Genomic DNA, 24956 nt, shown 5'->3' on the forward strand with positions numbered 1-24956 from the left:
AATGATCCCCTCTGTATTCTTTTAGAACAAAGCTTTTGCGGATTTGTTAAGCCGACTGGTTTCCCGGAAGTGAAGAATACGGCCTTCGTCGGCCCGCGCCTTTCCAGGCAGGCGCCGTTGCGATGCCCCTCGTGAACTGCTCGAAAGACAGAATTTGAACGCTTTCAGCTGAAGCGCGCAGGCGTCGACGACCATCATCGTCTCTACCAGGGCAGCATGACTATGCTTCGCCACGGGCTCAGCCGGCGATCGGACTACTCCGCGGCGGTCCTGCCGCGGCGCCGGCCGGCGCCCTTTGCAGCCGGCACGCTGTCCTCGGCCGGCAAAGCGGGACCGTCCGTCAGATCATCCTCAACTTCCGGCCCATCGGCGGAATCCGTCAATGCATCCGCCATGACATCCGACTGGCTGCCTCTTCTCCCGTCGCGAACGATATGCAGTTCCTGATGCGGATAGGGAATGGAAATTCCATCCGCCTTGAAGCGCTTCAGGATTTCGATGCGAAGGCTGTTGCGGATTTCCATCCCGTCGGAAAGATCGGACAGATAAAAGCGCATCTCGAAATCGAGCGATGACGGGCCGAAACGCAGGAACTCGACATGCGGCTCCGGATTTCTGAGAACCTTCGGAATCGAGCGCACCAGCTCCAGCAGGATATCCATGACTTTCTGCGGATCGGCGTCATAGCTGACCGATACCGGGATTTCCGAGCGGGCGAGCCTGTTGCGGTGCGTCCAGTTGCCGACCGAGGCGTTGATGAGCTCGGAATTCGGCACGATGATCGACTGCTTGCGGAAGGTCTCGATCTCCGTCGCACGCACCGAGATACGCTTGACGATGCCTTCCGAGGTGCCTGACACGATCCAGTCGCCGACCTTGAACGGCCGTTCGACCAGAAGGATCAGGCCGGACACGAAGTTCGACACGATGTTCTGAAGACCGAAACCGATGCCAACCGACAGGGCGCTGGCGACAAGCGCCAGACTGGACAGGTCGATACCGGCAGCCGAGATGGCGATGATCGACGCGACCGCGATACCGAGATAGCCGATACCGGTCTTTACTGAATTGCGGACGCCGAGATCCACCTGGCCGCGCGCCATCACATTGCTGTCGAGCCAGCGCTGGAACCAGCGCGTCACCAGGTAGCCGCCTGCAAAGAGCAGGATGCCGACGCAGATGCCGAGCAGCGAGATCGATATGTTGCCGATCTTGATTTCGGTAAACAGCCGATAGGCGATCAGTTCCAGATCCTGAATGTGGAAGCCCCAGGACAACAGGATCAGGGGAATGCCTGTCAGAAGGGCGACGGCGTAGGTCGCAAGCCCTGCCGCGAGGCCACCCTGATCGAGGGCCACTTCGCGGAGCTGGAAGCGATTTTCCAGAAAGCGGCCGATGATCGTCTCGGCAAAAACACCTTGCTTCGACACGGCCTTGCCGAGCTGGAAGCCGAGATACATGGTCGCGATGACGGCGCTCGTCACGATCATCTGCGTTGCCATGAAGCGGGCGAGCCCGACATAGCCGATGAACGAAGTGAAGATCACCAGTATGCCGAGAACGCGGAGAATGATGGCCATGCCATGCGGCCAGCGCCGGCCTGGCGCGTCCGGATCACCATTCCGGGCCAGCATCGGCGAGCCGAAGGAGGCTGCGATCAGGATGAGACCGATCAGCAAGGCGGCCAGGAAGCTCTTCGCCACGGTCACTACGACCGGCGAGCCCATGGACTCGCTGATACGGTCGAAGACGTAATCCAATCCGTTGACCACGGCCATGGCTTGCAGGCACCAGGTCAGCGAATGCGCTCCCTTGTTCGACAGCTTGACGAGGCGCCAATGCGGCCGGAACGGCGCGAAGACGGCATTGCTCAAGCGACCGACGAAATAGACGAGGCCGATGAAGCCGAAGACCGCCGCCAGTATCGGCGAGATATCCGGCCGCAGCACATTGAAACTCGACAGGAAGAAGAAGGACGTGACGAGAAACGCCGCCAAAGAAAGGGTGCGGATCAAGGTCGACCAGAAGGCGACGGAGAGCCTGCTGATATAGGGCGGATTCTCGATCGTTTCGTCCTGCACGTAGTACTGTCGGAACAAGCGATAGCCACCCGACAGGAAGATCAGCGCCGCGCCGACCGACAGGAGAACAGCGGCCAGGAGCGAGGCAAGCTTCGCCTTCAGCACGAAGCCGATCCAGCTCGCCACGGCGGTGCTGAACTTGACGCCCTCGTCGACGAGAGCCGCTCCCGCATCGTCGAATGTCGTGCCGGAAATTTCCGTCCGCTTAAACAACGTCTCGGCAAACAGCTTTCGGCGCATCTCGACGAACTGCATTGAAAGCCGGTTGGTTTCCGCCGTCAGATTATCGGCATCGAGAATGACGGCACTGATCTGCGATCGCTCGGCATTGAGCCTGTCGCGTTCTTGCGTGACGATCGGAGCTTCAGGCGGCTGGCCTTCCTTCGGGGCGGCGCCGAGCTGAGTCAGGCGCGCATCGATCTCGGCCGTACGAGGCTTCAGGCGGGTGGAAATTGCCGTCACGGTGCGATTGAGGTCGTCGACCTGGCCGGATAGCGCGACAAGCGTCTCGTCATCCAATGTCGCCTGCTTGGCCGCAACCTGGAGGGATTCGTATGCTTTCTTCGCCTTGTTGAGATCGGCAACGGCGGCATCCATTAGCCCGTTGGCGGGCTGCTGCTGCTCGGTTTGCTGCGTCGGCGCCTGGGCCGGCTGCTGCTGCTGCTGATCTTGCGCAAAGGCAGGCCCGCCCGCCAGCGGAATGACGGCTGTAAAAACACCCAATCCCAGCAGCATAAAAGGCAGCAAAAAGAAACGAGATTTCAGCGGGCGCAAGCAGAGCTCCTCGTTGCACATAAGGTCGCAGGCAGTGGATGACCGAAATCGCCGCAAAAATGGAGAGCCGAGTCGTCCTATAGTATGATTGCGAATTCCATAGTCCTTACGCGTACGCCTTGTAAGACAAAGAAAGGCGACACAAAGGCATTCTATGCCCTTATCCGGTCCCGAACCTTACTCAAAACCGGATATCGCCCGCTCTCATCTCGAAGACAACATGCCGGACCGATCATTGTCCGCCCGGAAATAGGCCAGGAAAGCACCTTGGCAATGGCAGATCTATGCGCGTCCGCTTCGCAGGATCAGGATGAAGGCGATGCCTCCGACAAGTCCGGTAACGACGCCGATCGGCATATCCTCCGGCGCCATGATAAGGCGCGCGACGATATCGGCCCAGATCAGCGTCAGCGCGCCGAGGGCAGCGCTCAACGGCACCACGCGCACGTTGTCGCCACCGACGATCAACCGCACGAAATGCGGCACCATCAACCCGACGAAGCCGATGGCGCCGGAAAAGGCAACCATCACGCCGGTCAGCAACGCCGTGACGACGAACAGCAGCAGACGAAACTGCGCGACGGCGATGCCAAGCGTGACGGCCGTTTCATCGCCCATTGCAAGCGCATTGAGTTCTCTCGTCTTCGGCAGAAGCAAGGCGAGGCAGAACAGCAGGATGCCGGCGGGATAGATGAGGTGCTGCCATTGCGCCAATCCCAGCCCGCCCAGCATCCAGAAGACGACCGTGTTGGCCGCTCTCGGATCGCCCAGAAAGATCAGGAGGTTACCGAGCGCCGTGAACACGAAGGCCACGGCCACGCCCGACAGAACGAGACGATCGGCCGAGTGCGAGCGTGTCAGGCGGGTCGTCAGTCCCACCGCCGCGGTCGCGAGCAAGGCGCCGGCGAAAGCAAACAGCGGCACCGTCAACAGACCGAGGATCAGCCCGGTATGCAACAGCGCCAGAATGGCGCCGAAGGCCGCCCCGGAGGACACGCCGAGCAGATGCGGATCTGCCAATGGATTGCGCGTCAGCGCCTGAAGCACGGCACCGGTAACGGCAAGCCCGCCCCCCACCAGTGCCGCCAGCACGACGCGCGGGAAACGGACGTCCCAGACGATGCTTTCCTGCCCGCGGGACCATGTCACCGGAAAGGTGCCCGCATGCAGCTTGTTGCCAACGATCGACCAGACGGTCGAGAACGGAATGGGTGCGGCGCCCAGCGACACCCCGGCGGTGATCGACAGGATGAAGCCTACCGCGAGCAGGGAAATGAGGATCGAGAGATTGAGGCGCATGTTCAAATCTTGAGGAAGAGATCCGCCCAATGATCGACTGGTCGGATCGGCATTGCAGACAGTTACATCGCGCTCGGATGAAAGGCTTTGGCCAGAGTGGCGATGGCCTCGATGTTGCGCGGACCCGGCGTCGCCTCGACATAGGGCAGCACGACGAAGCGGTCATTCTTCACGGCATCGATGTTCTTGAAGGCCGGATTGCCCTTGAGGAAGGCGATCTTCTGCGCTGCGGTCACCTGACCGTAATCAACGATGACGATCACTTCCGGGTTCTTCTCGATGACCGGCTCCCAGGAAACCTCCGTCCAGCTCTTCTCCACGTCGTCCATGACGTTGACGCCGCCCGCCGCCTCGATCATGGCGGTCGGAATGCCGTAGCGTCCGGATGTGAAAGGCTTTTCCTCGCCGGAATCATAGACGAAAACGCGGGTCGGCTTGTCGACCTTGCCGATCCTTGCCTGGATCTCGCCGAGCTGCTTGCGATAGCCGGCGACGAGCGCCTCCGCCCGGTCCTCGACACGGAAGATCTTGCCGAGATTAAGCAGATCCACGAACATGTCGTCCATGGTCGGCTTGTTCTTCTGCATGACGAAGATGCAGGATTCAGTGAGTTCGTAGACCTTGATGCCGAAGGGTGCGAGCGTTTCCGGCGTCACCTCGCCGCCCACCTTCATGCCGTAGTTCCAGCCGGCGAAATAGAAATCTGTGTTGGCGCCGAGCAGCACTTCCTTGCTCGGATATTTCGGCGACAATTCCGGCAGCTCATTCACGCCCTCGCGCAGCTTCTCATCCAGCGTCTTCCAGCCGGAAATGCCGGTATAGCCGACCATATGGTCCTGGAGCTTCAGCGCCAGCATCATTTCCGTCAGATTGACGTCGTTCGAGACGGCATGTTCCGGCGCCTTGTCGAAGGTGACGTCGCGATTGCAGCTGCGCACGGTGACAGGCTCGGCGAACGCCGTCCCCACAAGCACGCTTCCGACGAAAAAGACTGCGGCAGATAAAGATAGGCGAGAGAACATGAATAACTCCAATGGTCGTATTATCGAAGAGAGAAGGAAAATCGTTGCGGGCCGCTGTCGGTGCGATGCAGGCGCGCGCCGACACGGAAAGCGCTTGATACGTGCTCCACGGTCAGGACTTCAGACGGCTCGCCGTGACCAGTCAGCCTTCCGCAATCCATGACGGCAATCTGGGTTGCAAAGTCCGCGGCGAGGTTGATGTCATGCAGCGTCGTGATGATCGTCGGACCCAGCCCTTTCAGAAGCTCGAGTATCTCGAGCTGGTGCCGGATATCGAGGTGATTGGTCGGCTCGTCCAGAATGATGAGCTCCGGCTCCTGCGCCAATGCGCGGGCGATCAGCGTCCGCTGTTTTTCGCCGCCGGAGAGCGACGCGAACTGCCTTAGCGCCAGAGGCTCCAGCTCCAGCCGCGCAAGTGCCCTGGAGGTCACCTCATGATCGCGATCGCTCCAGCGGGCCATGCCCTTGCGATGCGGAATACGCCCCATCAGCACCACGTCACGCACGCTGAAGGGAAAACTATCGGGCGTTTCCTGCGGCACGACTGCAATGCGCTGCGCCGCCTCCCGCGGACCGATGGACCAAAGATCGATGCCATCGATGCGCACCGTACCTCGCTGCGGCTTGAGACCGCGATAGAGGCAGCGCAGCAAGGTCGATTTACCCGCCCCGTTCGGCCCGATGATGGCCAGCCGGGTGCCAGCTTCGACGGATAGCGTTATGCCGCTGATGATCGGCATGCCCTTCTGCGGCCCCCAGGTGACGCCATCGGCATCCAACCGCGCGCTTCGTTCGGACATCGTGGCCTCCTAGTGCAACGGCAGCGGCTGATATTCGGCCGAAACGATGGCCGCCGGAATGCGCGCCAGCGTCTTGCCACCAAGCGCGCTCGGACGCTCCCCTTCGCGCGTCAGTCCATCGGGGCGATCCTGATACAGCTGCGCGAAAGAGACGAGCGCTCCGATATCGGCCGCATCCTCGATGTCACCGAAGAGGTACGTCGCTTTTGCCGTCGCCTGGAAGGAGACCGTGCAGGGCCGCTCGCAGCCTGCCATGCAGACGCTGCCCTCAAGGCTGAAATCGTCGGAAAGCGCAGCCCCGGCCTGGGAAATGGCCGCTTGCAGATGCTTCAAAAGATCGAGGCCGGGCCGGCACGGCTTGCCGATATGTCGGCAATTCGTGCACACGGTGATCCGGTGCGTCGCCTCTTTTGCTTTGTCCATGAAATGCCTCCCGGAGATTTCGCCGGAGGCACAGTCAAGATAGGGCCAATGGGCGCAACGGCGCCCTCGCCCAACCACTGATTTTCCATCGGAACACCCCGTCCGTTGCGGTTGATATCGTCGATGGCAGGTCTCCTGGCTCGCGGGTCACAACCCGTTCGCGCCTTCCCGGCATAAAGCCAGTGGCATACTGCGAACGCGCTCTCCGCTTACAGTTGCGGGGGCAGCCACGGTTTTGGCCCCTGATGGGTAATCCGCACCGTGTTCCCTTTTCAGCCGCCATCAGGATTGATCCGTAGGCGGCACCATCGAGGGTATTCATCTCATAGAAAGCTGATACGGGCAACGGCGATGTCATGGGTGATTTCGTTTGTTCATGGTTCAACGTCTGCATGGCATTTTAGTTACGTTATTACATTACATAACGCAAGCCGCAATTCCTCCTTGGCCCAACCCCGTCCGTTGGGACGGAAGTACGCGCACCGCTACCTTGATCGTAAACAGTAGAAACTGCGCGGTTGCTACACCGCCTTGCACTGCGGATGGAAACGCTCCGCGACGCTCTCGCCCGCCGCATAGGCCTGCGTCACGATCTCCGGCACCAGATCAATATCCGGAAGGCTGCCAAGCCCCAGAGGACCGATGGCAAAGAGCCCCTCCGTCGTGCGGCCATTGACCTCGAGTGCGCCTGTCGCATCGACGGCGAGGCCGAGGCCAAGCTCGTCCGGAACAGCAAGACCGGCGTCGATGAGGCTCCGCAGCAAGGGCGCGTTCAGATCGGGTGCCTGGCATCGACAGTCGATCACATCGTCCGCATAAAGCTGCTCGGGTTCCTGTTGGCCCGCGGGCCTCAAAATCAGCCCCGTCGGCGTCCGCCGGATGAAATGGCCGCGCCGCAGCAGAGTGTTGCCCTCGGCCATCTCTTGATTCAGGCGAAGATGCAGGGCTTCGGGCAGCCGGTTGCGATGGCTGTCGTAGAGTGCGCGCAGATGACGGTTGAACTGCTGCTTCTGCCCGGCTGGCAAGGATCGCCACAGCGATCGTGCATGCTTGCGCAAACCGTTCATGACGGACTGCCAGCTCTGGCCGTTCGCCTCCGCCTCCCCGCAGGCCTTGCGGATGAAACGAACGATTTCGCTGAGCTTGCCCGGCATCTCGTCGGCGGGAAAGACCGGATCGGCATTGTTGCGCGTGTGGCTCTGCGGCAGGAAGCCTCGCCGGGAAACGATGGTGATCTGCCCGGTATAACCGTTCTCACGCATCTGCAGCAGCCGGTCCACGACCCGCAGCCCGCTTCCGAGCAGGATCGTGTGCGGTCGTGACACCAGGCGGCGCGCCCGCACGGCCGTCGGAACGGTTGCGAGATCGCTGGCCTGGAATTGCTGATCGGCAATACCATAGCCGGTCGCCAGCACCACCATGTCGAAGGGCGAATTGGCGCCGCCATCGCTTTCCACCATGAAGCGACCGCCACGTACGCGGCGAAGCCCGAAGACCGTCTCGCTGCTGACCTGTACCGCCACATCGCGCCGTGAAGAGAAGGCTTCCGAAAAACGCTGATAGACATAATCGCTGAAAATGCTCTTCGGCACGAAGATCTGCAAGAATCCCGGTATGGCCGCGGGAACGGCACTGCGGAAAGGCGCGTTGCCGCTGAGCCATTGATTGAAATCGTCGGGATCGCCGGCGGAGACGGAAAGATCGCGAACGCGGCTGTTGAGGATCTCGCTGCTGTGCCCTGAGGCAAGCGCCTGACCGCCGCTGACGCTGGAATTGGGATCGAAAAGCTGCAGATGGAACGGAAAACGCACCGTCTTCATCAGGGCGATCGCCATCATCATGCCGGAAAAGCCACGCCCGATCACGGCGATGCGCGGCATCGCATAAGGCTGCGTCGCGTTCGTCCTGGCGGAAAATAATCCCTGAACCGTCATATCAACTCCTGGGGCGAGAGGTGGTCGATCATGCCTTTCTTGGGGCTTGCTCACTTTGCGGGCCCAGAAACGTAATCCGGTATCTGGGACTCGGCAATTTCGGAACTGCGACCGACGGAACGCGCAAAACCGCATCGGCTCTCAATATTCGGCGCGCTCCTTCAATCCGGAATTCCCTTCCACAATGAAAGACGCGACAGGCAGGTCCAACTCTGACCCAACACCAGATGCCTGCAATCGGCCGCACATGATTACTTCCTCGAAAGTCGTCAGGCAGCAGGATTATTGCTATTGTCTACTTATTTAGTCGTATATGAAAGCGCGAAAACGCGCCGCTAGCAAGTGCTTTCTTGTCTGGGCGAGATTGGATCGATGATGGGGCATTGCGGAGAATGTCCCCGCGATCGAATGGTTTTTCCCATTCAGCCGGAGCTTCGACTAGAGAAAAAGAGAAGCAATTCCGAGCCCTGAGATCAGTTTGTGAAGTTGCTTTCGGTATTGGTGCCCGCTGTCCGAGAGGCCGCAAAACACGCTATCTCGCCACCCCTCATATCCGGTCTCGCGCTGACCATTTCCGCAGTCGGCACCCATCGTGCCGGGCGGCGTGACGGAAATGCGCCAGGAAATTCCGTTGAACACGACATCCATAGAAATTAAGATCTAGCTGATTTGCCGTGCCTGAAAAACTGACCTGACGCCAGCCAAGGAGTGGTGAATGGGGACTGTTTCGCAATTGCACGAACGCGTCAGGCCGCCCGCGCATCGCGTTCAGAGCGAAGAGGAAGCGCTGGACATTGCACGTTCGCTCGCGGCGGGCTTCGCGCAGCAAGCAAGCGATCGCGATATCAACCGCATCCTGCCCTATGAGGAGGTCGAGGCCCTGTCCCAGTCGGGCCTGCTCGGGATTTCCGTTCCTTCGGAACATGGCGGCATCGATATTTCAAACTGCGTTCTCGCCGAGGTCGTTGCCATACTGGCGGAGGCCGACCCTTCCATCGCGCAGATATTGCAGACGCATTTTCATGTGCTGGAAGCGATCAGGATCGGCGGCGGCGAGGATCAGCGGACCTCGCTCTTCGACCGTGCAATCACAGGTGACCGTTTCGGCAGCATCTTTTCCGAATCCGGCACAAGCGGCACAGACCAGGATTCTTTACAGCTGGCAGCGGACGGGCTCGGCTTTCGCCTCAACGGCCGGAGCTTGCCTTCCGCCAGCATTCTGTTTTCAGACTGGATTGCGGTCTTCGTCCCGGACAAGCGCAAGGGGCTGATGGCGGCTGTCGTGCCCAGAAATACGGAGGGCATCCAGATCATCGACGACTGGGATGGCTTTGGCCAGAGAACGTCTGGAAACGGCACGGCGATATTGCACAATGTCTATCTCAATGCCGATGCCGTGCTTTTACACCGCGAGAAGCTGGCTGAACCCACGGTGATCGATTGCGTGAACCAGCTCACGCGCGCCGGCATCAATCTTGGCATTGCCCGTTCGGCGCTGACAGCGACGATGGAATTCGTGCGCGCGCGCTCACACGCAGAGGCAGACAATGACGACGAGCGAGCTATCAACGATCCGCTGATCGTGACGAGGATCGGCGAGATTGCCATCCGCATCGAAGCGGCAACGGCGATGGTGGAGCGTGCCGGCGGTAAGATCGACGCCGCCCAGATCAATCTCACCGAAGATCATGTCATCGATGCCGCACTCTCTGTTGCAGCGGCCCAGACGATTACAGCAGATATTGCGATGGAAGCAGCCGACACGCTGTTTGAGCTTGCCGGCACCATGTCGACGCGCATCGGGCTCAACCTCGATCGGCATTGGCGCAACGCCCGCATTCACACGCTGCATGAGCCGGCACGCCGAAAATACCACACCGTCGGCAACTACCATCTCAACGGCGTAAAGCCATCGAAGAACTCGTTGCCCTGACAGACGCCGGAAAGCCGAAGAGGTCAGCCGATATGGGAAGCGCGCCGGTCTTCCCGTTCAGGGATTTCAGCATTCGCACCACCGGCAACGAATTGCTCCAGCGACATGTTGTCGAGAATCTCGGCAATCGCGTCGCGCACTTCCGTCATGGAGCGCCGCACCTGACAGCGCTCCGGATCGGAACAGTCGTCGCAGGCTTCATAGGCCGTGCGGCTGGCGCAGCGGATCGGCGCCAATGGGCCGTCGAGCGTGCGAATGACGTGGCCGATGCGGATTTCCGATGCGGGGCGCGACAGCGAATAGCCGCCGCCCGGGCCCTTCTTCGACCGCAGGACGCCAGCATTTCGCAATTCGAGCAGGATGGTGTCGAGGAACTTCTTCGGAATATTGTTGCGCAACGCGATATCGTTGATGAACGCGGTTTCGCCCGGACCGAGGCGTGCGAGATCCACCAACGCCTTCAGTCCGTATTTTCCTTTTTTCGTAAGCATCGCCGTCCGCTTTACTGCAAAGTCGATTGTTGAAAACCCGGCTCGGCCCAAATGAGACTCAACCGGCCCATCCCGTCATCCTAGACTGCGGAAGTAACCCCGCGCCCCCATACAGACAAGACAGTAACTCACAAATTGTATAGTTTATATGAGTAAATTTAGGCAATTGTATCGCCTAAGCAACGAATTTGCGGCTTTTCTTGGATTTAGGCTGCGCTACTGTCCAAATATGCGTTCCTTTGCCCACGCCCATAGTCGGTGACCACGCCCGCCACCTGCTCAGCCACCAGAACGGCGTGCTCGACCACCTCGGGCAGCCCCATCAGCTCGCCGAAAGTTCCGCGCGCAAGCGGTCCGGAAATAAACAGGGAGGGCACTATCGTTCCATCGCCGGCAAGCGCCCGCGATTGCATATCGCAGGAAAATCCAAGCCGCGCGGGGTCCATCGCCAGATGCCCTGCTTTCGACAGTTCATCGATCCAGCCCTGCGACTGCAGAATGCCGCGGTGCCCCGGACCGGTGGTAACCACGACCGCATCGAATTGCCTTTCCACGGACCGTTCGGAGCGGCTGAGCCGCAATGTGCAATCGATAACATCATCGGCAACGCTTACGGCCGCGACCGACGCCGCCAGCACCTCCAGCCGACCGCTTGCAAGCGCCCGCTCGCTGACGGCCTCCACCTGCGGCGCGACGCGAAACCGATGCACATCCCAGAACGGCCTCAAATGCCTGACGAGGCGACGCCGCTCTTCGATCGGCAGCGCGCGCCAGACGTGCCGGCCTTGCGCCCTCACCTGATCGATGACCGCATGCCAGCTGCGACCATCATCTTCCGCGTCGCGGATAGCGGCTCGCACGCGGCGCAGCAGGCCGACCGCCGTCTTCGACGGCTGACTGGCGAAATCGCCGAACAGTTCCTGCTTGACCGCTGCATGGCCACGCGAGCGCAGGCCGCGCCGGGATATGGCGGTAATCCGCCCCTTGTGACCTCTAAGCTCGAGTGAGGCAACGACGTCGGCCGAGGTCAGGCCATTGCCGACGACCAGGACACGATCCTCAGCGCGAATGGCGCCAAGCGCATCGCGCCGCGTCGGATCGGAAACGAAGCGCGGGTGATCGCCAAGCACATCCTGCAAAACTTGCGGCGGCAAAGGCGACGGATGGCTGGTGGCGATGACCAGAATATCCGCATCCACACGCTTCCCCGTAGCACCGGTGACCCGCCAGCGGCGACCCGCCCTCTGGATGCGTTCCACGCTCTGACTGAGATGGATAAGTTGCCCATCCTCAAGGTAGGGACGGATCATGCTATTGATGTAGCGACCGAAGACGGAGCGTTGCGGAAAGAGGCTGCCATTGGCGGCAACAGCCGAACCGTCATCCGCGAGCGCATTTCCCTCCAACAGCCAACGTTGAAAATGCTCGATATCATCGGGCAGCAGGCTCATCTTTGCTGCAGGGACATTGATGCGGTGGGCGGGATCTTGCGTATCGTAGGCAAGCCCTGCCCCCAAACGCTCCCGCGGCTCGAATATGAAGAGCTGACCGGCCCGCAGCAACTGGCGCTGCAGCAGATGGAAGGCAACCGCCGTTCCCGAAACTCCGCCGCCGACAATGACGATAACAGGCAGATCACGCCCCTGATGGTCAGAGCCAATGGTCAATAACCAACTCCCTTCAGATCGATCGCCACACGAATTCCGCGTCCATCGAGCAATCGCAATTGTCGTTGGAGATAATGATATACTCTATAAAATTTATTGACAATACGATTGCGGCGCGTGCCAGCATCTCCTGCAACCAAAAGCAGTCAATACAGTGCTGATATGCCTTTGCAAACAAGCGGTTATTTGTGCTCCGCACAACATTGTTTTTGCACCGCAGGATGTAAAAAGCTTGGCATACATCAGAGGAACAGACATACTGGCGGTTGTTCTGGTTCGTGTTCTCTGTGGGAGGAGAAACATCATGGAACTGCTTCGTCTGCTTACCGCCTTCGATTACACATTGATGGTGATTCTGGCCGTCATTTTTGTGTTCAGCGTCATGGAAGGCGGACATAAGAAGCACTGACCGCAAGCCGTCGAAAGCGGAGGTCATTGCCGCCGGGCGGGCACGTCTGGTGTCATTTGAAGTGCGCGGCTGAACCGTCAGGTATCTGTCAGTCGTGTGTAACCGGGTGCATATGGGCCGCCTGTCGCAAGGGCAGAATCTGCTGATGCAGATGGGCCGCCGAGTTGCATCCCTCTTTCTCTCCCCCAGCCATCCTAGTTCTCACACAGATAGGCATCGCAGCAGACTGCACAGACGTTCGCGCCGATTGGTCAGCCGGCGCGGCATGAGCCAATGGGCGGCAATATCCTTGGTGACCCATCTCCCGGTCGCGGCCGTTCTCCGCATGTGCGCCAGCATCAGCAGGACATTCCACTCGTCTCCAAGAAGACAGCGATCGAGCCAGAACGAGCGTGATTTCCGGATCGCGAAGAGGCTCGGGATTCCGCCAGCCTCGAAACCGTGCCGCAACCATTCGCATAAAGCGACCGGAGGGCCGCTTTTGCAGACCCGGGCGAGCTTTGTGCCCGTCAATTGACGGAGCGCAGATCTTGCAAGGCATCCGAAAAGAGCCAGATCGAAGCCCCTTTGACTTGAGAATGAAGCCACATGATTATACTTTCACGATCAAAATAAAAATTGCAGCAGATGATTGTATAATTTTGCACAATAATTCGCTGACATTGGAAAAACATTCCACAAGCTTCGCGCAAACAATTCCTAGGATATTTCCTTCCATCGACAAGACATGAAGAGGAGAGGATATACTTATGGGTTACGACTGGGACGGCATCAAAACGCGACGGATGAGACGGCTGAAATACGGGCTTTCCCTGTTTCTCTTCACGATGTCCCTAACCGCGCCAACGGCGTTTCTGCTGCATCTGCGCTGAACTAGTCCGGCGTTCGCGCTTATGGAGCGCCTCCCGACCGATCTTTGCGGAGCTTTATCCCGGAGCGAGGATCAATATCGCAGATCAATCCGCAGCGATGGGAACCAAAGCGAGCCGCCGGTCGTTCCTAAGGGCGTTTCCCGTTGTTAAGGAGAACACCATGGCCGACGTCACGCTGGACAAGGATATCAACGCTCAGATCAATGAGCTCCGCAGCCAGATCGACAAGCTATCCACTGAGCTGGCAAGGCGGATTGACAGTGCTTCGGATCGTGCAGACGAGGCTCTTTCTTCGGCAAGGGGAAAGGTAGCAAGCATCGCGGACCATGCCCGTTCGGAGGGCCGGAACGTAGTCCAGGTTGCAAAGGAAAATCCGACGGCCACAGGCTCTGTCTTGATCGTGACCGCTCTCCTCGGCGTGTTTGCCGGTCTTCTGCTGGGCAGGCTTTCGGACTGACGGGTGCGCAGTTCGGTGATGGACGCAGCGAAGCCGATGGAAGAGTGGCATAGCGAGGCGAAGCCGGCCGCCTAGAGGGCAAGAGTGGAAAATGCGCGGGAAACCGCGCAGCCGAAAACCCTTGAGACGTTGCGAATTTTCTAACAATTTCAAGAGGTTTTTGGTGGGTGATGTAGGGCTCGAACCTACGACCCGCTGATTAAGAGTCAGCTGCTCTACCAACTGAGCTAATCACCCGTACCGCTTGCTGGCGGCGTGATCGGGCATATAAATAGGATCGGTTTGATTGTCCAGCGGCCAGACGAATTTTCTTTGATTATTTGTCAAAAAAATTTCAGATGCCGCAGAAAATCCAATAAAATCAAAGCTCAAGAATTCCCGATGCAATACGCACCGCCTGGCCGCCGATGCGCGCATTGGCGATCTGACCACCGTCGACATCGACATGAAGGTGAATCAGCGACGGCCGGCCCATCTCTATTCCCTGCTCGATGATCATAGGGTGATGCCCATCCGGCAGCGCGTCGAACTGATTGATCGCTCCGGACAGCGCCGCCACCGCCGAGCCCGTCGCCGGGTCCTCGACGATGCCCATTCCCACCGGGAACATGCGCGCATGGAACTTGGCGATATGATTGACGCCGCCGCGGCAATAGACGAAGGCCGACGCCAGAGCACCGTCGACAAAGGGAACCGTCTTTTCCCAGAGTTGCAAATCAAACTCCAGCCGCTCGGCTGCACCGATGTCATGAACCGGCACCAGAAGGAACGGCACGCCGGCACTCCAGATGGAAGGAACATGATTCTCGAAACCGATCTCGGTGATCTTCAAGCTGAGCGCATTGGCGATATCGGCTCTGTCGAGCGGCAGCAGAATCTGTTGAGACTTCCTCGGCAGATCGAATTCGGCAAAGCTCGCCTTGTTCTGCCGCAATTTGATAGCGCAACGCACCGGGCCGACGCGCTCATCGAGGACGGAAACGAGATCGAGATCACCGCCATGGCTGGCATGAGCCTTCTCCGCCAAGGCAATCGCCGCGCCAACGGTCGGATGCCCGGCAAAGGGCAGCTCGCGGCCAGGCGTGAATATGCGCAGGTTCGCCGTGTGGGCCGGATTTTGCGGCGGTAGCACGAACACCGTCTCGGAAAGGTTCATTTCCCTGGCGATCGCCTGCATCGCCTCGTCGCTCAGGCCCTCGGCGTCGAAGATGACCGCGAGTGGATTGCCCGCCAGCTTGCTGTCGGTGAACACATCATAGACACTGTAGCTGCGCGCCAATCCGGCCTCCATCCATATTTCCAGACTTGGTTATTCATAACGGCAAGCGACCCCAGTGCAAGCCTAAGCTATCTGCCGTCACCGAAGAACCAGGCGAGGATCGGCAGCATCGCGACATTGTAACGCTGCGCGGCGGGATCAGCCGAACGAATGGCGACCACACCGTCGACCTCGTCTTCTTCGGAAACCAGCATATGCGCCTCGATCCGCCGAAGCATATCCTCGGCTGTCCAAGGAAAGCGGAAGACACGGAAGAGCGTGACCGAACGGTCTATATGGGTCGCGTAACACCCAGGCTCGGCGGCCGCGTCGTTCAAATCCAGACCGGTTTCCTCAAGCACCTCGCGGCGCATATTGCCTGCCACATCGGCATGTCCGTCGACGATATCGTTCTCGTCCAGCGACCCGGCAGCGCAATAAACCTGTCCGGGATTGGCCGTATGCTGCGCCATGCGGATCGCAATGATCGCGCCATCGGAAGACACCACGACCGCGAGCCCGAAAAGGTGAAAGCCACCCCGCTGCCGCTGCCTGCGCCACCAGAGAAACGTCGAGAAAGACGTAACATAGGATTCCCCCGTCACAGCGCCATCGACAATCGATAGTCGGTGCTGAAAGACCATGCGGCCGTCGTAAAGGGCAGGATTGGCGGCGATTTCCCTCGCCCAGTTCTCCCGCGCGGCCTCCAGCTGCTGAATATGGAAAGGATGCTCGCCCGGAAGCACGGCGAGCTCGATCCGGGAAACCGGAAATACGGAATTTTCCGGCGGCCAGCCGGCCATGTCGTTCGGTTCTAAAACGGTCATATCAAATCCAGTGTCATGACAACGGGGCAATGGTCGGATGCCTTCGGCCGATCCCAGCCGACGCGCGGATAGCGCTCCACCTCCTGCCCCGGTGGAAATATGGTGCGGAAAGGCTGGCCGGAGCGCACGATAGCGGGAACGCGCGCTGCATTGGCGCGCGCCAGAGCCGGAGACAGCCAGATATAATCCAGCTGGCAGAGCCGCTGCTCCTGCGGTCCGCGAGCGTGGTAGAGCGTCCAGCGATCGAGTTCGTCGCGCCGGTGCATCACATTTTCGACGAAACCGTCATGGCTGAAGGCATCGAGCGCACTCTCGTTTTCCTCGATGCGGGGCTCGAAACGATAGCCGGTGTGGCGCGTGCCAATGACATCGACCCATTCTTGATAGTCGTTCATGTCACCACAGATGGCGAAATTCTTGGTCGCGGTGTGGCCGGCGCCAAACCGATCTTCGATGATGCGACGAACCGCCATCGTCTCGGCCCGGCGGATCGGCATGGTCGCGTGACGCCCATCCACGCCTTCGCGCGCCGGCCCCATCGATTTCAAGTGAATGACATAGAGCGAAAACGGCACGCCACCGATGTGGAGATGCAGCTCCAGGCAATCGCGCTTGAAGATCTTGTCTTCCGCATGGTGGCCGAGCTCCGCGAGCTCGTCGTTGAAAAGGCCGAAATCGCCATAGGTCACCATGGCGTGACTCTTGATGTCATTGAGCACAATCGGCTGGCCGTCGCGCGTCTCCTCGCGCATCATCACGGCGACATCGATGCCGCGGCTGTCATTGCCCTCGATCAGGTACTTCTGCCGATAGCCATTGCCGACCATGCGGTAGAGGTAGCCATATTCGAAGGCCTGCAGCGCCGCCATGTTGTCCACTTCCTGCAGGCAGATGATGTCGGCATCGGCATCTGCGATCGCCAGCGCGGTCATCTGCCTCGTGTCGTCGGTCGCGGCGACCACGCGCGCCGCCTCCAGCTGCTGATAGACTTCCTCGTTGCGGACATCGAAGAGCTGCAGCACGCGATCCTGGCGCAGCTGGTTGCGAAAACCGGTGTAATCGAAGCGGGTCAGAAGGTTTTCGACATTGAAGGTAGCGAGGCGCAGGGACATGAAGCATTCCAGTTTATGAAGAATATGAGCCGGCTTACTAAGTCGACATCAGCCGGTCTTGGCGGTAACAGTCGATTTGAACTTGCCCATCAGATATGGGCCGGAAAGAACGGCAGCATATTTAGGCTCTTCGCCCGTTTTCAGGCACGAGGGCAGGCAGGCGATCTCTGCGAACCAGTTCGGCTGATGGAAGAAGGCAAGCGACTGCCGCCGCTGCATGCCGCCCTCCTCCGGCGGCGGATTGACGACGCGATGCACGGTCGAGACCCAGCGGTCATTGGTCCAAAGCGCCATCAGGTCACCGATATTGATGACGAAGGCCCCTTCCACCGGCGGCACCGGCGTCCAGTTACCATCGGGAGCGATGATCTCGAGCCCTTTCGAGCCGGGCTGCGGCAAGAGAATCGTCAGGCTGCCATAATCGGTATGCGCCCCGGCGCGAAGCTGGCCGGGTTGCGGCGGCACATGCTGCTCGGGATAGTTCAGCGCCCGCAGCGCGCTGATTGGCGCATCGACATAGGCATCGAAAAAACGCTCGTCGAGACCGAGCGCGATTGCAAACACCCGCATGATCCGTGCGGCCAGATCCTCCATCGCCCCATAATAAGCCTTCCACGCCTCTATGAAGCCTTCAGGGCCTTCCGGCCAGATGGTCGCGGCGTAGCAGAAGCCAAGCGCTTCCGGATCGCTCATGCCCGTGGGAACGGAAAGCGGGCCGCCATTAAAACTTTCCTTCAAATCCGGCGGCGTGTCGACATTGCGCGATTTCGCCAACGCCTCTGTTCCAGGCCCGAGATAACCGTAGGGATAACCGGGATAAAGCGTCTTCGCCCGCTGCTTTGTCTCGGCCGGCAGGTCGAAAAAGGTTTGCGTCTTCTTCCAGACTTTGGCGATCACCGCATCCGCGACACCGTGATTGGCAATCGCCAGAAAGCCGGTCGAGCGGCATATCCGATCCACCTCCGCGCCGAGTCGCTTTTTCTCGTCATGATCGGCTGCCTCGAAGGCGCCGAGATCGAAAATCGGAAAGCTATGATCGGACATGCGCGACTCCCCTTCGTGACGTCGAATAAATCAAGCATAGGAGACGACGGGGAACAACCATCTTGTCCCCAACCCGATCAAAGCCGCCAGGCCGAGCGAATGGCGACGAGATAGTCATCACCCGCGGAGACCGCCTCGCGACTATAGGCACGCAGCACCTGCCCATCCGGCATCGACAGCCGCATCGCGTAGCGCTCCCCCTCATAGAGAACAGACTCGACCTTGCAGGAAATGCCCTCAGCGTCGGCAAGCACATCTTCAGGCCGCACGAGGATATCTGCAACCGACGAACCGTCCGCCCGGTTTTCCCAAAGGCCCCGGAACGACGACCCATCGATACGTCGTGGCCCGCCATCGGGAAAAGCGAGCGACAGGATAGCGCCCTGCCCGACAAGCCCGCCGACCATTCTGCCTTCGGGGCGTGCATAGATCTCCGCCGGTGGCGCAACCTGCAGAAGCCGCCCCTCGGACATGACGGCAACATCGGTCGCGAGCGCCATCGCCTCGCTCTGGTCGTGCGTGACATAGACCATGGTGGCGCCCGAACGCTGATGGAATTCTCGGAACGTCTCTTCCATCTCTTTCTTCAAGTGGCGGTCGAGGTTGGCAAGCGGCTCGTCGAGCAGCACGACGTCGGGAGATGTCACCAGGCAGCGAGCAAGCGCTACGCGCTGGCGCTGGCCACCGGAGAGATCGGCGGGCCGACGTTCGGCATAGTCGCCAAGCCGCACGGTCACCAATGCCTCGCGCACTTTCTCGCGATAACGCTCGCCGGAGATGCCGCGCACCCTGAGCGGATAACCGACATTGTCCGCCACGTTCATATGCGGCCAGAGCGCGTAGGACTGGAACACCATCGCCATGTTGCGCCGTTCCGGCGGCAGCATGGTCGCCGCATCCGCCAGCAGCCGCTCGCCGAGATGAATGGAGCCATCCGTCGGCTGCTCAAAGCCGGCGATCATTCTAAGCACGGTCGTCTTGCCGCAGCCTGAGGGGCCGAGCAGTGCCAGGAAGCCGCCTTCACGAACGTCGAGCGACAAGGCGTTGACCGCAGCGCGCCCGCCCGTGCCGAAATCCTTGCTGATGTGATTGAGGATCAGCTTCGCCAAGGCACCACTCCCTTCGGCAGGCGCTTGGCCATGATTTCCAATAGCAGCATCATGGTAACGACCATGGCGATGACGATAACGGACATGGCGGAGGCTAGATCGGCGCTGCCGCCATCGTCGAGATTGTAGATGACGACGCCAAGCGTCTGCGTACCGGCCGACCAAAGCAGCGCCGAAACGGTCAGCTCATTGCAGGCGATGAGGAAGACAAGGATCACCGACGCGCCGGCCGCCGGCGCGATCAGTGGTACGATGATATCGGCAAGCCGGCGGAAGAAGCCGGCACCGGAAAGTCGCGCCGCCTCCTCCAGCGCCGGATCGAGCTGCAGGAAGGCGCTCATGACCGGCTTCAGGCTGACCGCGAAATAGGCAGAGAAATAAGCAAGCAGAATGATCCAGATCGTGCCGTAAAGCGTGACGTTGAGGATCGGCAGCGGCGCCGCGAACACCAGGATGAAGCAGACGGCGATGATGATGCCCGGCAGCGAATACGGGATCTCGATCATGCCGCCGACAATGCGGCTCAGCATGTCTTTCCGCCGGGTCAGCGCGTAGGCAGCAAGCACGGTCACCAGCAGGAGACCGAGTGCCGTCATGCTCGCGAGGAACAGCGAATTGGAAAAGGCGGTGCGCGTTATGCTCTGCCGAAACAGGATCTCCACGAACGCATTGAGCGAAGCCGTCTTGAACGTGAGCGGCACCCCATAGGTGGGCACCAGCGCCCCGGCGACCAGCGCCAGGAAGGGCGCGACAAGCATGACGAACAGGATGGCGCAGAGTACCGGCAAGGCAAGATAGCGCCAGCGCCCGAGCGAAAAGGCGGCTGTCGCGCCGGAGATGCCGATGACGCGATAGTCGCGCCCCTTCAAGGCCCTGCCCTGTACGGCAAGCCCGGCAACGGCAATGACGGCGATCATCGTCGACAGCACGGCGATATCGCCGAAGGTGCGTGGGCCGAAACTGGAAAATTTCGTGAAGATCAGCGTCGACAGCGTATAGATCGAGGCGGGTATCCCGAGGATCGCTGGTATGCCGAAATTGCCGATGGACGAGACGAAGGCAATCGCGGCACCCGCGATAATACCGGGCAGAGACAAGGGCAGGATGATATCGCGGAAGACGCGCAGGCCGGATGCACCCGAAAGCCGAGCCGCCTCGACGCCGTCGCGCGGCAGCGCCATCAATCCGGCCCTCAGCGCCAGATAGACGAGCGGCGCGTGCTGTACGCCGTAGAGAAGCGCGATGCCGCCGATGGAATAGAGCGGCTGCGGAGAGCCGAGCGGCGGCGCAATATGCAGCGCCTTCAAAAGTGGGCTCGACGGGCCGGACATCTGCACCCAGGCAAGCGCCGTCACCTGCGGCGGGATCATCATCGGCAGCACGAAGAGAAAGCCGAGCGGCCCCCTGCCCGGCATGTCGGTCAAGGTCAGCAGAAACGCGAAGAGGCAGCCGAGCGCCACGGAAATGATCGTGCCGAGCACAGCCGTTTCGATCGTGTACCAGGTCGAGCGCCAAAGCGCGGGATCGGTGATGAGTTCATAGGTGCCGCCTCGCAGCAGCGCCTCGATGCCAACCATCGCCAGCCGCGCCAGCGGCAGGACGCTGAGCAGCAGCACGACGGCAACAACAAAAGGAAACAGCCAGGCCGGCTGGCTGTTTCCCTTACGCACATATCCGTACATTTCAAATCCGGGCTGGATTACTTCGACTTGAAGTAGGTGGAGAAGGTCTTCAGGTCTTGATCCGTGTTCTTCAGGGCAACGGCGGCATTCAACGGCAAAAGCTTGATGCTGTCACGCGCCGGGAAACCTTCCGGCAACGGCGTGCCGTTGCGAGCCGGAATATAGCCGAGCTTCAGGAAGCCCTCCTGGCCCTTTTCGGACAAAACGTAATCGACGAACTTCTTGGCGGCATCAGCGTGCTGGGTGCCGGCGAGAATGCCGACCGGTTCCGTCACCGCGGAAACGCCCTCCTTCGGGAACACGAACTCCAGCGGAGCGCCCTTGGCCTTTTCTCGGATCGGCATGTAATCGACGATCATGCCATAGGCCTTCTCGCCGGAAGCGACGGCCTTGAGCACCGCACCGTTGCCGCCCGAAGCGATAGCGCCATTGTCGGCGAGGTTCTTGTAGTAGTCCCAGCCGAGGCTGCCGACGCCGGCGAGCGTCTGTGCGTGAATAAGCGCGGCACCCGAAGCAAGCGGGCTCGGCATGGCGACCAGACCCTTGGCTTCAGGCTTGACCAGGTCCTGCCAGCTTGCCGGCTTCATCGCGGCGGCCGTGTTGTAGACGATGCCGGTCGTGATCAGCTTGGTGGAGTAATAATAGCCATCGGCGTCATAGAGCGACGCATCGTAATTCGCAGCTTCCGGCGACTTGTAGGCGAGCAACTTGCCGGCTTCCTTCAGGCGTTCCAGCGTCACCGTATCGGCGATCAGCAGCACGTCGGCAACCGGAGCACCGGCCTGCATTTCCGCCTGCAGCTTGGCGATGATCTGCGGCGTGCCGTCGCGAACCCAATCGACCTTGATGCCCGGATTGGCGGCCATGAAGCCATCGACGGTCGCCTGCGCATCGGCATTCGGCTGACTGGTATAGAGGACGAGATCGGCGGCGTTGGCAGTACCGGAGAAAAGAGCGATGGCCAAGAGGCCGGCAAAGGCGGAAACAAAGGTCTTCATGAAATATCCTCGGCTGGGTTGTAGGAGGGTTCTCTAGACGCGCGGCTTAACATGATTGTGACAGTGGAATTTGAATAGGATTCGGTTGGTATGATGATTAGACCTTGACCGTCTGCTCCCTGCACTATTTCCTGACGGACGAATTTCAGATGGGATTTGGGAGGATTTATTTATGGAATATCGCCTGCTTGGCCGCTCCGGCCTGAAAGTTTCCACCATCACCATGGGCACCATGACCTTCGGCGGAGTCGGCTGGGCCAAGACCGTCGGCGATCTCGGCGTCAAGGACGCCAAAAAGCTCGTCGACATGTGCGTCGATGCCGGCGTTAACCTGCTCGATACGGCCGATGTCTACTCGCAGGGCGCATCCGAGGAAATCCTCGGCGAGATCATCGGTGGACCGCGCAAGAACGGCGTGCTGATCGCCACCAAGGCGCGCTTCCCGATGGGTTCCGGCGTCAACGATGTCGGCTCCTCGCGCCAGCATCTCATCCAGGCCTGCGAAGCGAGCCTGAAGCGCATGAAGACTGACGTGATCGACCTCTACCAGCTGCATGAATGGGACGGACAGACGCCGCTGGAAGAAACGATGGAAGCGCTCGACACTTTGGTGCGCCAGGGCAAGGTCCGCTATATCGGCTGCTCGAATTTTTCCGGCTGGCACATCATGAAGGCGCTTGGTGTCAGCGAGCGCGAGAAGCGCGAACGTTTCGTCAGCCAGCAGATCCACTACACGCTGGAAGCCCGCGACGCGGAAAACGAGCTGGTGCCCATCAGCATCGACCAGGGTCTCGGCATCCTCGTCTGGAGTCCCATTGCCGGCGGCCTCCTGTCGGGCAAGCACCGCCGCAATCAGGCAACACCTGAAGGCACGCGCCAGTTCGCCGGCTGGACGGAACCGCCGATCCGCGACGAAAACCGCCTCTGGAATATCGTCGATACGCTGGTGGAAATTGCCGATGGCCGCGGTGTATCGGCAGCACAGGTGGCTCTTGCCTGGCTCATCGGCCGCAAGGGCGTGACCTCGGTCATCATCGGCGGCCGCACGAAGGCGCAGTTCAAGGATAACCTCGCCAGCGCTGAACTGAAGCTGACCGATGAAGAGCGCAAACGGCTCGACGATGTCAGCCTGCCGCCGCTGATGTATCCCTACTGGCACCAGCGCAACACGGCGAGCGACCGGCTTGGTGAAGCCGACCTGTCGCTGATCGGCCCGCATCTGACGAAGTAAGAAACTCCTTCTCCCCCACGGGGAGAAGGTGCCCAAAGGGCGGATGAGGGCGCGGCGCGGCATAGTCAGTGCCCACCACAACGGTACAACGCCCCCTCAACCAGCGCCCCTTCGACAAGCTCAGGAGCGCATCCTTCTCCCCGCCGGGGAGAAGGTAAATCAAGCCGCCAATGCCCCGATCTCGCCTGATATCAACTTGCCAAGCCGTGAGATGCCTTCTTCGATCATCTCGTCATTGGCGCAGGAGAAGCTGACGCGGAACGTATTCGCGCCGGTACCGTCTGCAAAGAAGGCCTGACCGGGAACGAAAGCGACCTTCGCCGTTTCCAGCGACCTTGCCAGCAGCTTCGCCCCATCCATGCCCTTCGGCAGCGTGATCCACACGAACATGCCGCCCTGCGGCTTCGTCCAGCTTACGCCATCAGGCATGTATTTGGCGAGCGCCGCCAGCATACAGTCGCGACGGTGGCTGTAGGTCTTGCGAACCTTGGCGACCTGCGCATCGAAACCGCGTTCGGCAACCTGATGGATGGCGATCTGGTTGATGGTCGAGGAATGCAGGTCTGCAGCCTGTTTCATCAATACCAGTTTGCGGATGACGGGCGCATTGGCGACGACGAAGCCGACGCGAAGACCCGGCGCCAACGTCTTGGAAAAGCTGCCGCAATAGATTGTGCGCGTGTCGTTGATATGACCCTTGCGCGCGATCTCCCGCGCCAGGATCGGCGGGATCGCCTCACCGTCATAGCGTAGCGATTGATACGCCGCATCCTCGATCAGAGCGATATCGAGTTCGTCGGTAAGATCGATGAGCTTTTCGCGAGCATCCAGATCGACGGTCTCACCCGTCGGATTGGCAAAATCGGCCGAGAGATAGGCAAACTTTACCCTCCCGCCTGCCTGCGTGGCCGCGGCACGATAGGAATCCGGCGTGCGGTTGCCATTCGGCGTCAGCTGGTCGTAGGTCGGCTCATAGGCGTTGAAGGCCTGCAGCGCGCCGAGATAGGTCGGAGCTGTCACAAGCGCCGTATCGTTCGGCGACAGGAAGAGCTTGCCGAGATAGTCGAGCCCCTGCTGCGAACCAGAGACGATGAAGACGTTTTCGAGTTCGCAGGGAATGCCGAGCGCGCCCATCTGTCCAACCAGCCATTCGCGCAACGGCTTGTAGCCTTCGCTGACCGAATATTGCAGCGCCGCGTTAACGGTCGGGCCGGAGAAGATATCGGCATAAGCCTGCTTGAATTCCGCATCCGGAAACAATGCGGGATCGGGAATGCCACCGGCAAACGAGATGATATCCGGCCGCTCCAACAGCTTCAGCAACTCACGGATTTCGGAGGCGCGCATACGGCTCGAACGCGTCGCAAAGATATTTTCCCAATTCAACATGGGGCTTCCTCGTAATTTTTGGTCTTTCTGACACAAGATCACGCAACAAAAGATAAGTCAACAATACTGACCTAATTTGTTTTCTACGCGCCTGAGAATCGCTATTTTTCCTGATAGGTATGGGCTGCGGAACCCAAGTAGCAG

The 24956-nt window shown here is 60.0% G+C and carries 21 protein-coding genes, 1 tRNA gene and 1 riboswitch; of the genes, 4 read left to right on the plus strand and 18 right to left on the minus strand.

All coding sequences use genetic code 11. The annotated features are described in order from the left end of the window. Positions 1 to 254: 254 nt before the first annotated feature. From ACIQWP_RS12020 to ACIQWP_RS12045, 6 genes are all read right to left on the minus strand, one after another. A complete protein-coding gene (locus ACIQWP_RS12020) occupies positions 255 to 2876 on the minus strand; it encodes a mechanosensitive ion channel family protein (RefSeq protein WP_402786880.1) in 2622 nt (873 codons plus the stop codon). Positions 2877 to 3137: 261 nt separating this feature from the next. After that, a complete protein-coding gene (locus ACIQWP_RS12025) occupies positions 3138 to 4154 on the minus strand; it encodes a FecCD family ABC transporter permease (protein ID WP_402786883.1) in 1017 nt (338 codons plus the stop codon). 62 nt (positions 4155 to 4216) lie between these two features. Further along, positions 4217 to 5176, minus strand: a complete 960-nt coding sequence (locus ACIQWP_RS12030; RefSeq protein WP_402786886.1) for an ABC transporter substrate-binding protein — start codon at positions 5174 to 5176, stop codon at positions 4217 to 4219. 20 nt (positions 5177 to 5196) lie between these two features. After that, complete coding sequence (locus tag ACIQWP_RS12035) at positions 5197 to 5976, minus strand: ABC transporter ATP-binding protein (protein ID WP_402786889.1); 780 nt, start codon at positions 5974 to 5976, stop codon at positions 5197 to 5199. A 9-nt stretch (positions 5977 to 5985) separates the two neighbouring features. Next, positions 5986 to 6399 (minus strand): DUF1636 family protein, encoded by a 414-nt coding sequence (locus ACIQWP_RS12040; protein WP_402786892.1) that lies wholly within the window; start codon positions 6397 to 6399, stop codon positions 5986 to 5988. A gap of 107 nt (positions 6400 to 6506) precedes the next feature. Then, positions 6507 to 6724: riboswitch (cobalamin riboswitch) on the minus strand. A gap of 196 nt (positions 6725 to 6920) precedes the next feature. Further along, positions 6921 to 8333 (minus strand): FAD/NAD(P)-binding protein, encoded by a 1413-nt coding sequence (locus ACIQWP_RS12045; RefSeq protein WP_402786895.1) that lies wholly within the window; start codon positions 8331 to 8333, stop codon positions 6921 to 6923. 715 nt (positions 8334 to 9048) lie between these two features. On the opposite strand from ACIQWP_RS12045, the gene ACIQWP_RS12050 reads away from it, so the two are divergent. Next, positions 9049 to 10266: an SfnB family sulfur acquisition oxidoreductase gene (locus ACIQWP_RS12050; protein ID WP_402786898.1), complete on the plus strand. Its 1218-nt coding sequence runs from the start codon at positions 9049 to 9051 to the stop codon at positions 10264 to 10266. Between the two features lie 23 nt (positions 10267 to 10289). Here the strand turns inward: ACIQWP_RS12050 and ACIQWP_RS12055 are convergent, their stop codons facing one another. The 3 genes from ACIQWP_RS12055 to ACIQWP_RS12065 form a co-directional block, all read right to left on the minus strand. Continuing rightward, complete coding sequence (locus ACIQWP_RS12055) at positions 10290 to 10757, minus strand: RrF2 family transcriptional regulator (protein ID WP_402786901.1); 468 nt, start codon at positions 10755 to 10757, stop codon at positions 10290 to 10292. A gap of 206 nt (positions 10758 to 10963) precedes the next feature. Beyond that, positions 10964 to 12424 carry an FAD/NAD(P)-binding protein gene (locus tag ACIQWP_RS12060; protein ID WP_402786904.1) on the minus strand — a complete coding sequence of 487 codons (1461 nt, stop codon included), beginning with the start codon at positions 12422 to 12424 and terminating at the stop codon, positions 10964 to 10966. 610 nt (positions 12425 to 13034) lie between these two features. Further along, positions 13035 to 13421: an aminoglycoside adenylyltransferase domain-containing protein gene (locus ACIQWP_RS12065; RefSeq protein WP_402786908.1), complete on the minus strand. Its 387-nt coding sequence runs from the start codon at positions 13419 to 13421 to the stop codon at positions 13035 to 13037. Positions 13422 to 13582: 161 nt separating this feature from the next. Here ACIQWP_RS12065 and ACIQWP_RS12070 point away from each other — a divergent pair, with 161 nt between their 5' ends. Both ACIQWP_RS12070 and ACIQWP_RS12075 read left to right on the plus strand, forming a co-directional pair. Beyond that, a complete protein-coding gene (locus tag ACIQWP_RS12070) occupies positions 13583 to 13705 on the plus strand; it encodes a hypothetical protein (protein ID WP_402786912.1) in 123 nt (40 codons plus the stop codon). 160 nt (positions 13706 to 13865) lie between these two features. After that, positions 13866 to 14162 (plus strand): hypothetical protein, encoded by a 297-nt coding sequence (locus ACIQWP_RS12075; protein WP_402786915.1) that lies wholly within the window; start codon positions 13866 to 13868, stop codon positions 14160 to 14162. Positions 14163 to 14323: 161 nt separating this feature from the next. Here the strand turns inward: ACIQWP_RS12075 and ACIQWP_RS12080 are convergent. The 8 genes from ACIQWP_RS12080 to ACIQWP_RS12115 all read right to left on the minus strand — a co-directional run bounded on the left by ACIQWP_RS12080 (position 14324) and on the right by ACIQWP_RS12115 (position 22192). Further along, positions 14324 to 14399, minus strand: a tRNA-Lys gene (locus tag ACIQWP_RS12080). Between the two features lie 124 nt (positions 14400 to 14523). Beyond that, on the minus strand, positions 14524 to 15441 hold the full coding sequence (locus ACIQWP_RS12085) for a PhzF family phenazine biosynthesis protein (RefSeq protein WP_402787582.1): 918 nt from the start codon (positions 15439 to 15441) through the stop codon (positions 14524 to 14526). A 68-nt stretch (positions 15442 to 15509) separates the two neighbouring features. Next, positions 15510 to 16247, minus strand: a complete 738-nt coding sequence (locus tag ACIQWP_RS12090; RefSeq protein WP_402786918.1) for an NUDIX hydrolase — start codon at positions 16245 to 16247, stop codon at positions 15510 to 15512. Beyond that, a complete protein-coding gene (locus ACIQWP_RS12095; protein ID WP_402786921.1) occupies positions 16244 to 17359 on the minus strand; it encodes an endonuclease/exonuclease/phosphatase family protein in 1116 nt (371 codons plus the stop codon). Before ACIQWP_RS12095 ends, ACIQWP_RS12090 begins: the two co-directional genes overlap by 4 nt. Before the next feature lie 48 nt (positions 17360 to 17407). Further along, positions 17408 to 18403 (minus strand): isopenicillin N synthase family dioxygenase, encoded by a 996-nt coding sequence (locus ACIQWP_RS12100; RefSeq protein ID WP_402786924.1) that lies wholly within the window; start codon positions 18401 to 18403, stop codon positions 17408 to 17410. A 77-nt stretch (positions 18404 to 18480) separates the two neighbouring features. Then, positions 18481 to 19512, minus strand: a complete 1032-nt coding sequence (locus ACIQWP_RS12105; RefSeq protein ID WP_402786927.1) for an ABC transporter ATP-binding protein — start codon at positions 19510 to 19512, stop codon at positions 18481 to 18483. Next, positions 19500 to 21194 (minus strand): ABC transporter permease, encoded by a 1695-nt coding sequence (locus ACIQWP_RS12110; RefSeq protein WP_402786930.1) that lies wholly within the window; start codon positions 21192 to 21194, stop codon positions 19500 to 19502. The genes ACIQWP_RS12105 and ACIQWP_RS12110 overlap by 13 nt, the downstream gene beginning before the upstream one ends. Positions 21195 to 21211: 17 nt before the next feature. Then, on the minus strand, positions 21212 to 22192 hold the full coding sequence (locus tag ACIQWP_RS12115) for an ABC transporter substrate-binding protein (RefSeq protein WP_402786933.1): 981 nt from the start codon (positions 22190 to 22192) through the stop codon (positions 21212 to 21214). 172 nt (positions 22193 to 22364) lie between these two features. Between ACIQWP_RS12115 and ACIQWP_RS12120 the strand changes: the two genes are divergently transcribed. Beyond that, positions 22365 to 23423: an aldo/keto reductase gene (locus ACIQWP_RS12120; protein WP_402786936.1), complete on the plus strand. Its 1059-nt coding sequence runs from the start codon at positions 22365 to 22367 to the stop codon at positions 23421 to 23423. Positions 23424 to 23582: 159 nt separating this feature from the next. On the opposite strand, the gene ACIQWP_RS12125 is transcribed toward ACIQWP_RS12120, so the two are convergent. After that, a complete protein-coding gene (locus ACIQWP_RS12125) occupies positions 23583 to 24812 on the minus strand; it encodes a PLP-dependent aminotransferase family protein (RefSeq protein ID WP_402786939.1) in 1230 nt (409 codons plus the stop codon). Positions 24813 to 24956: the final 144 nt, after the last annotated feature.

The sequence above is a fragment of the Rhizobium sp. NPDC090279 genome (genome assembly GCF_044769665.1).
Lineage (GTDB): Bacteria > Pseudomonadota > Alphaproteobacteria > Rhizobiales > Rhizobiaceae > Rhizobium.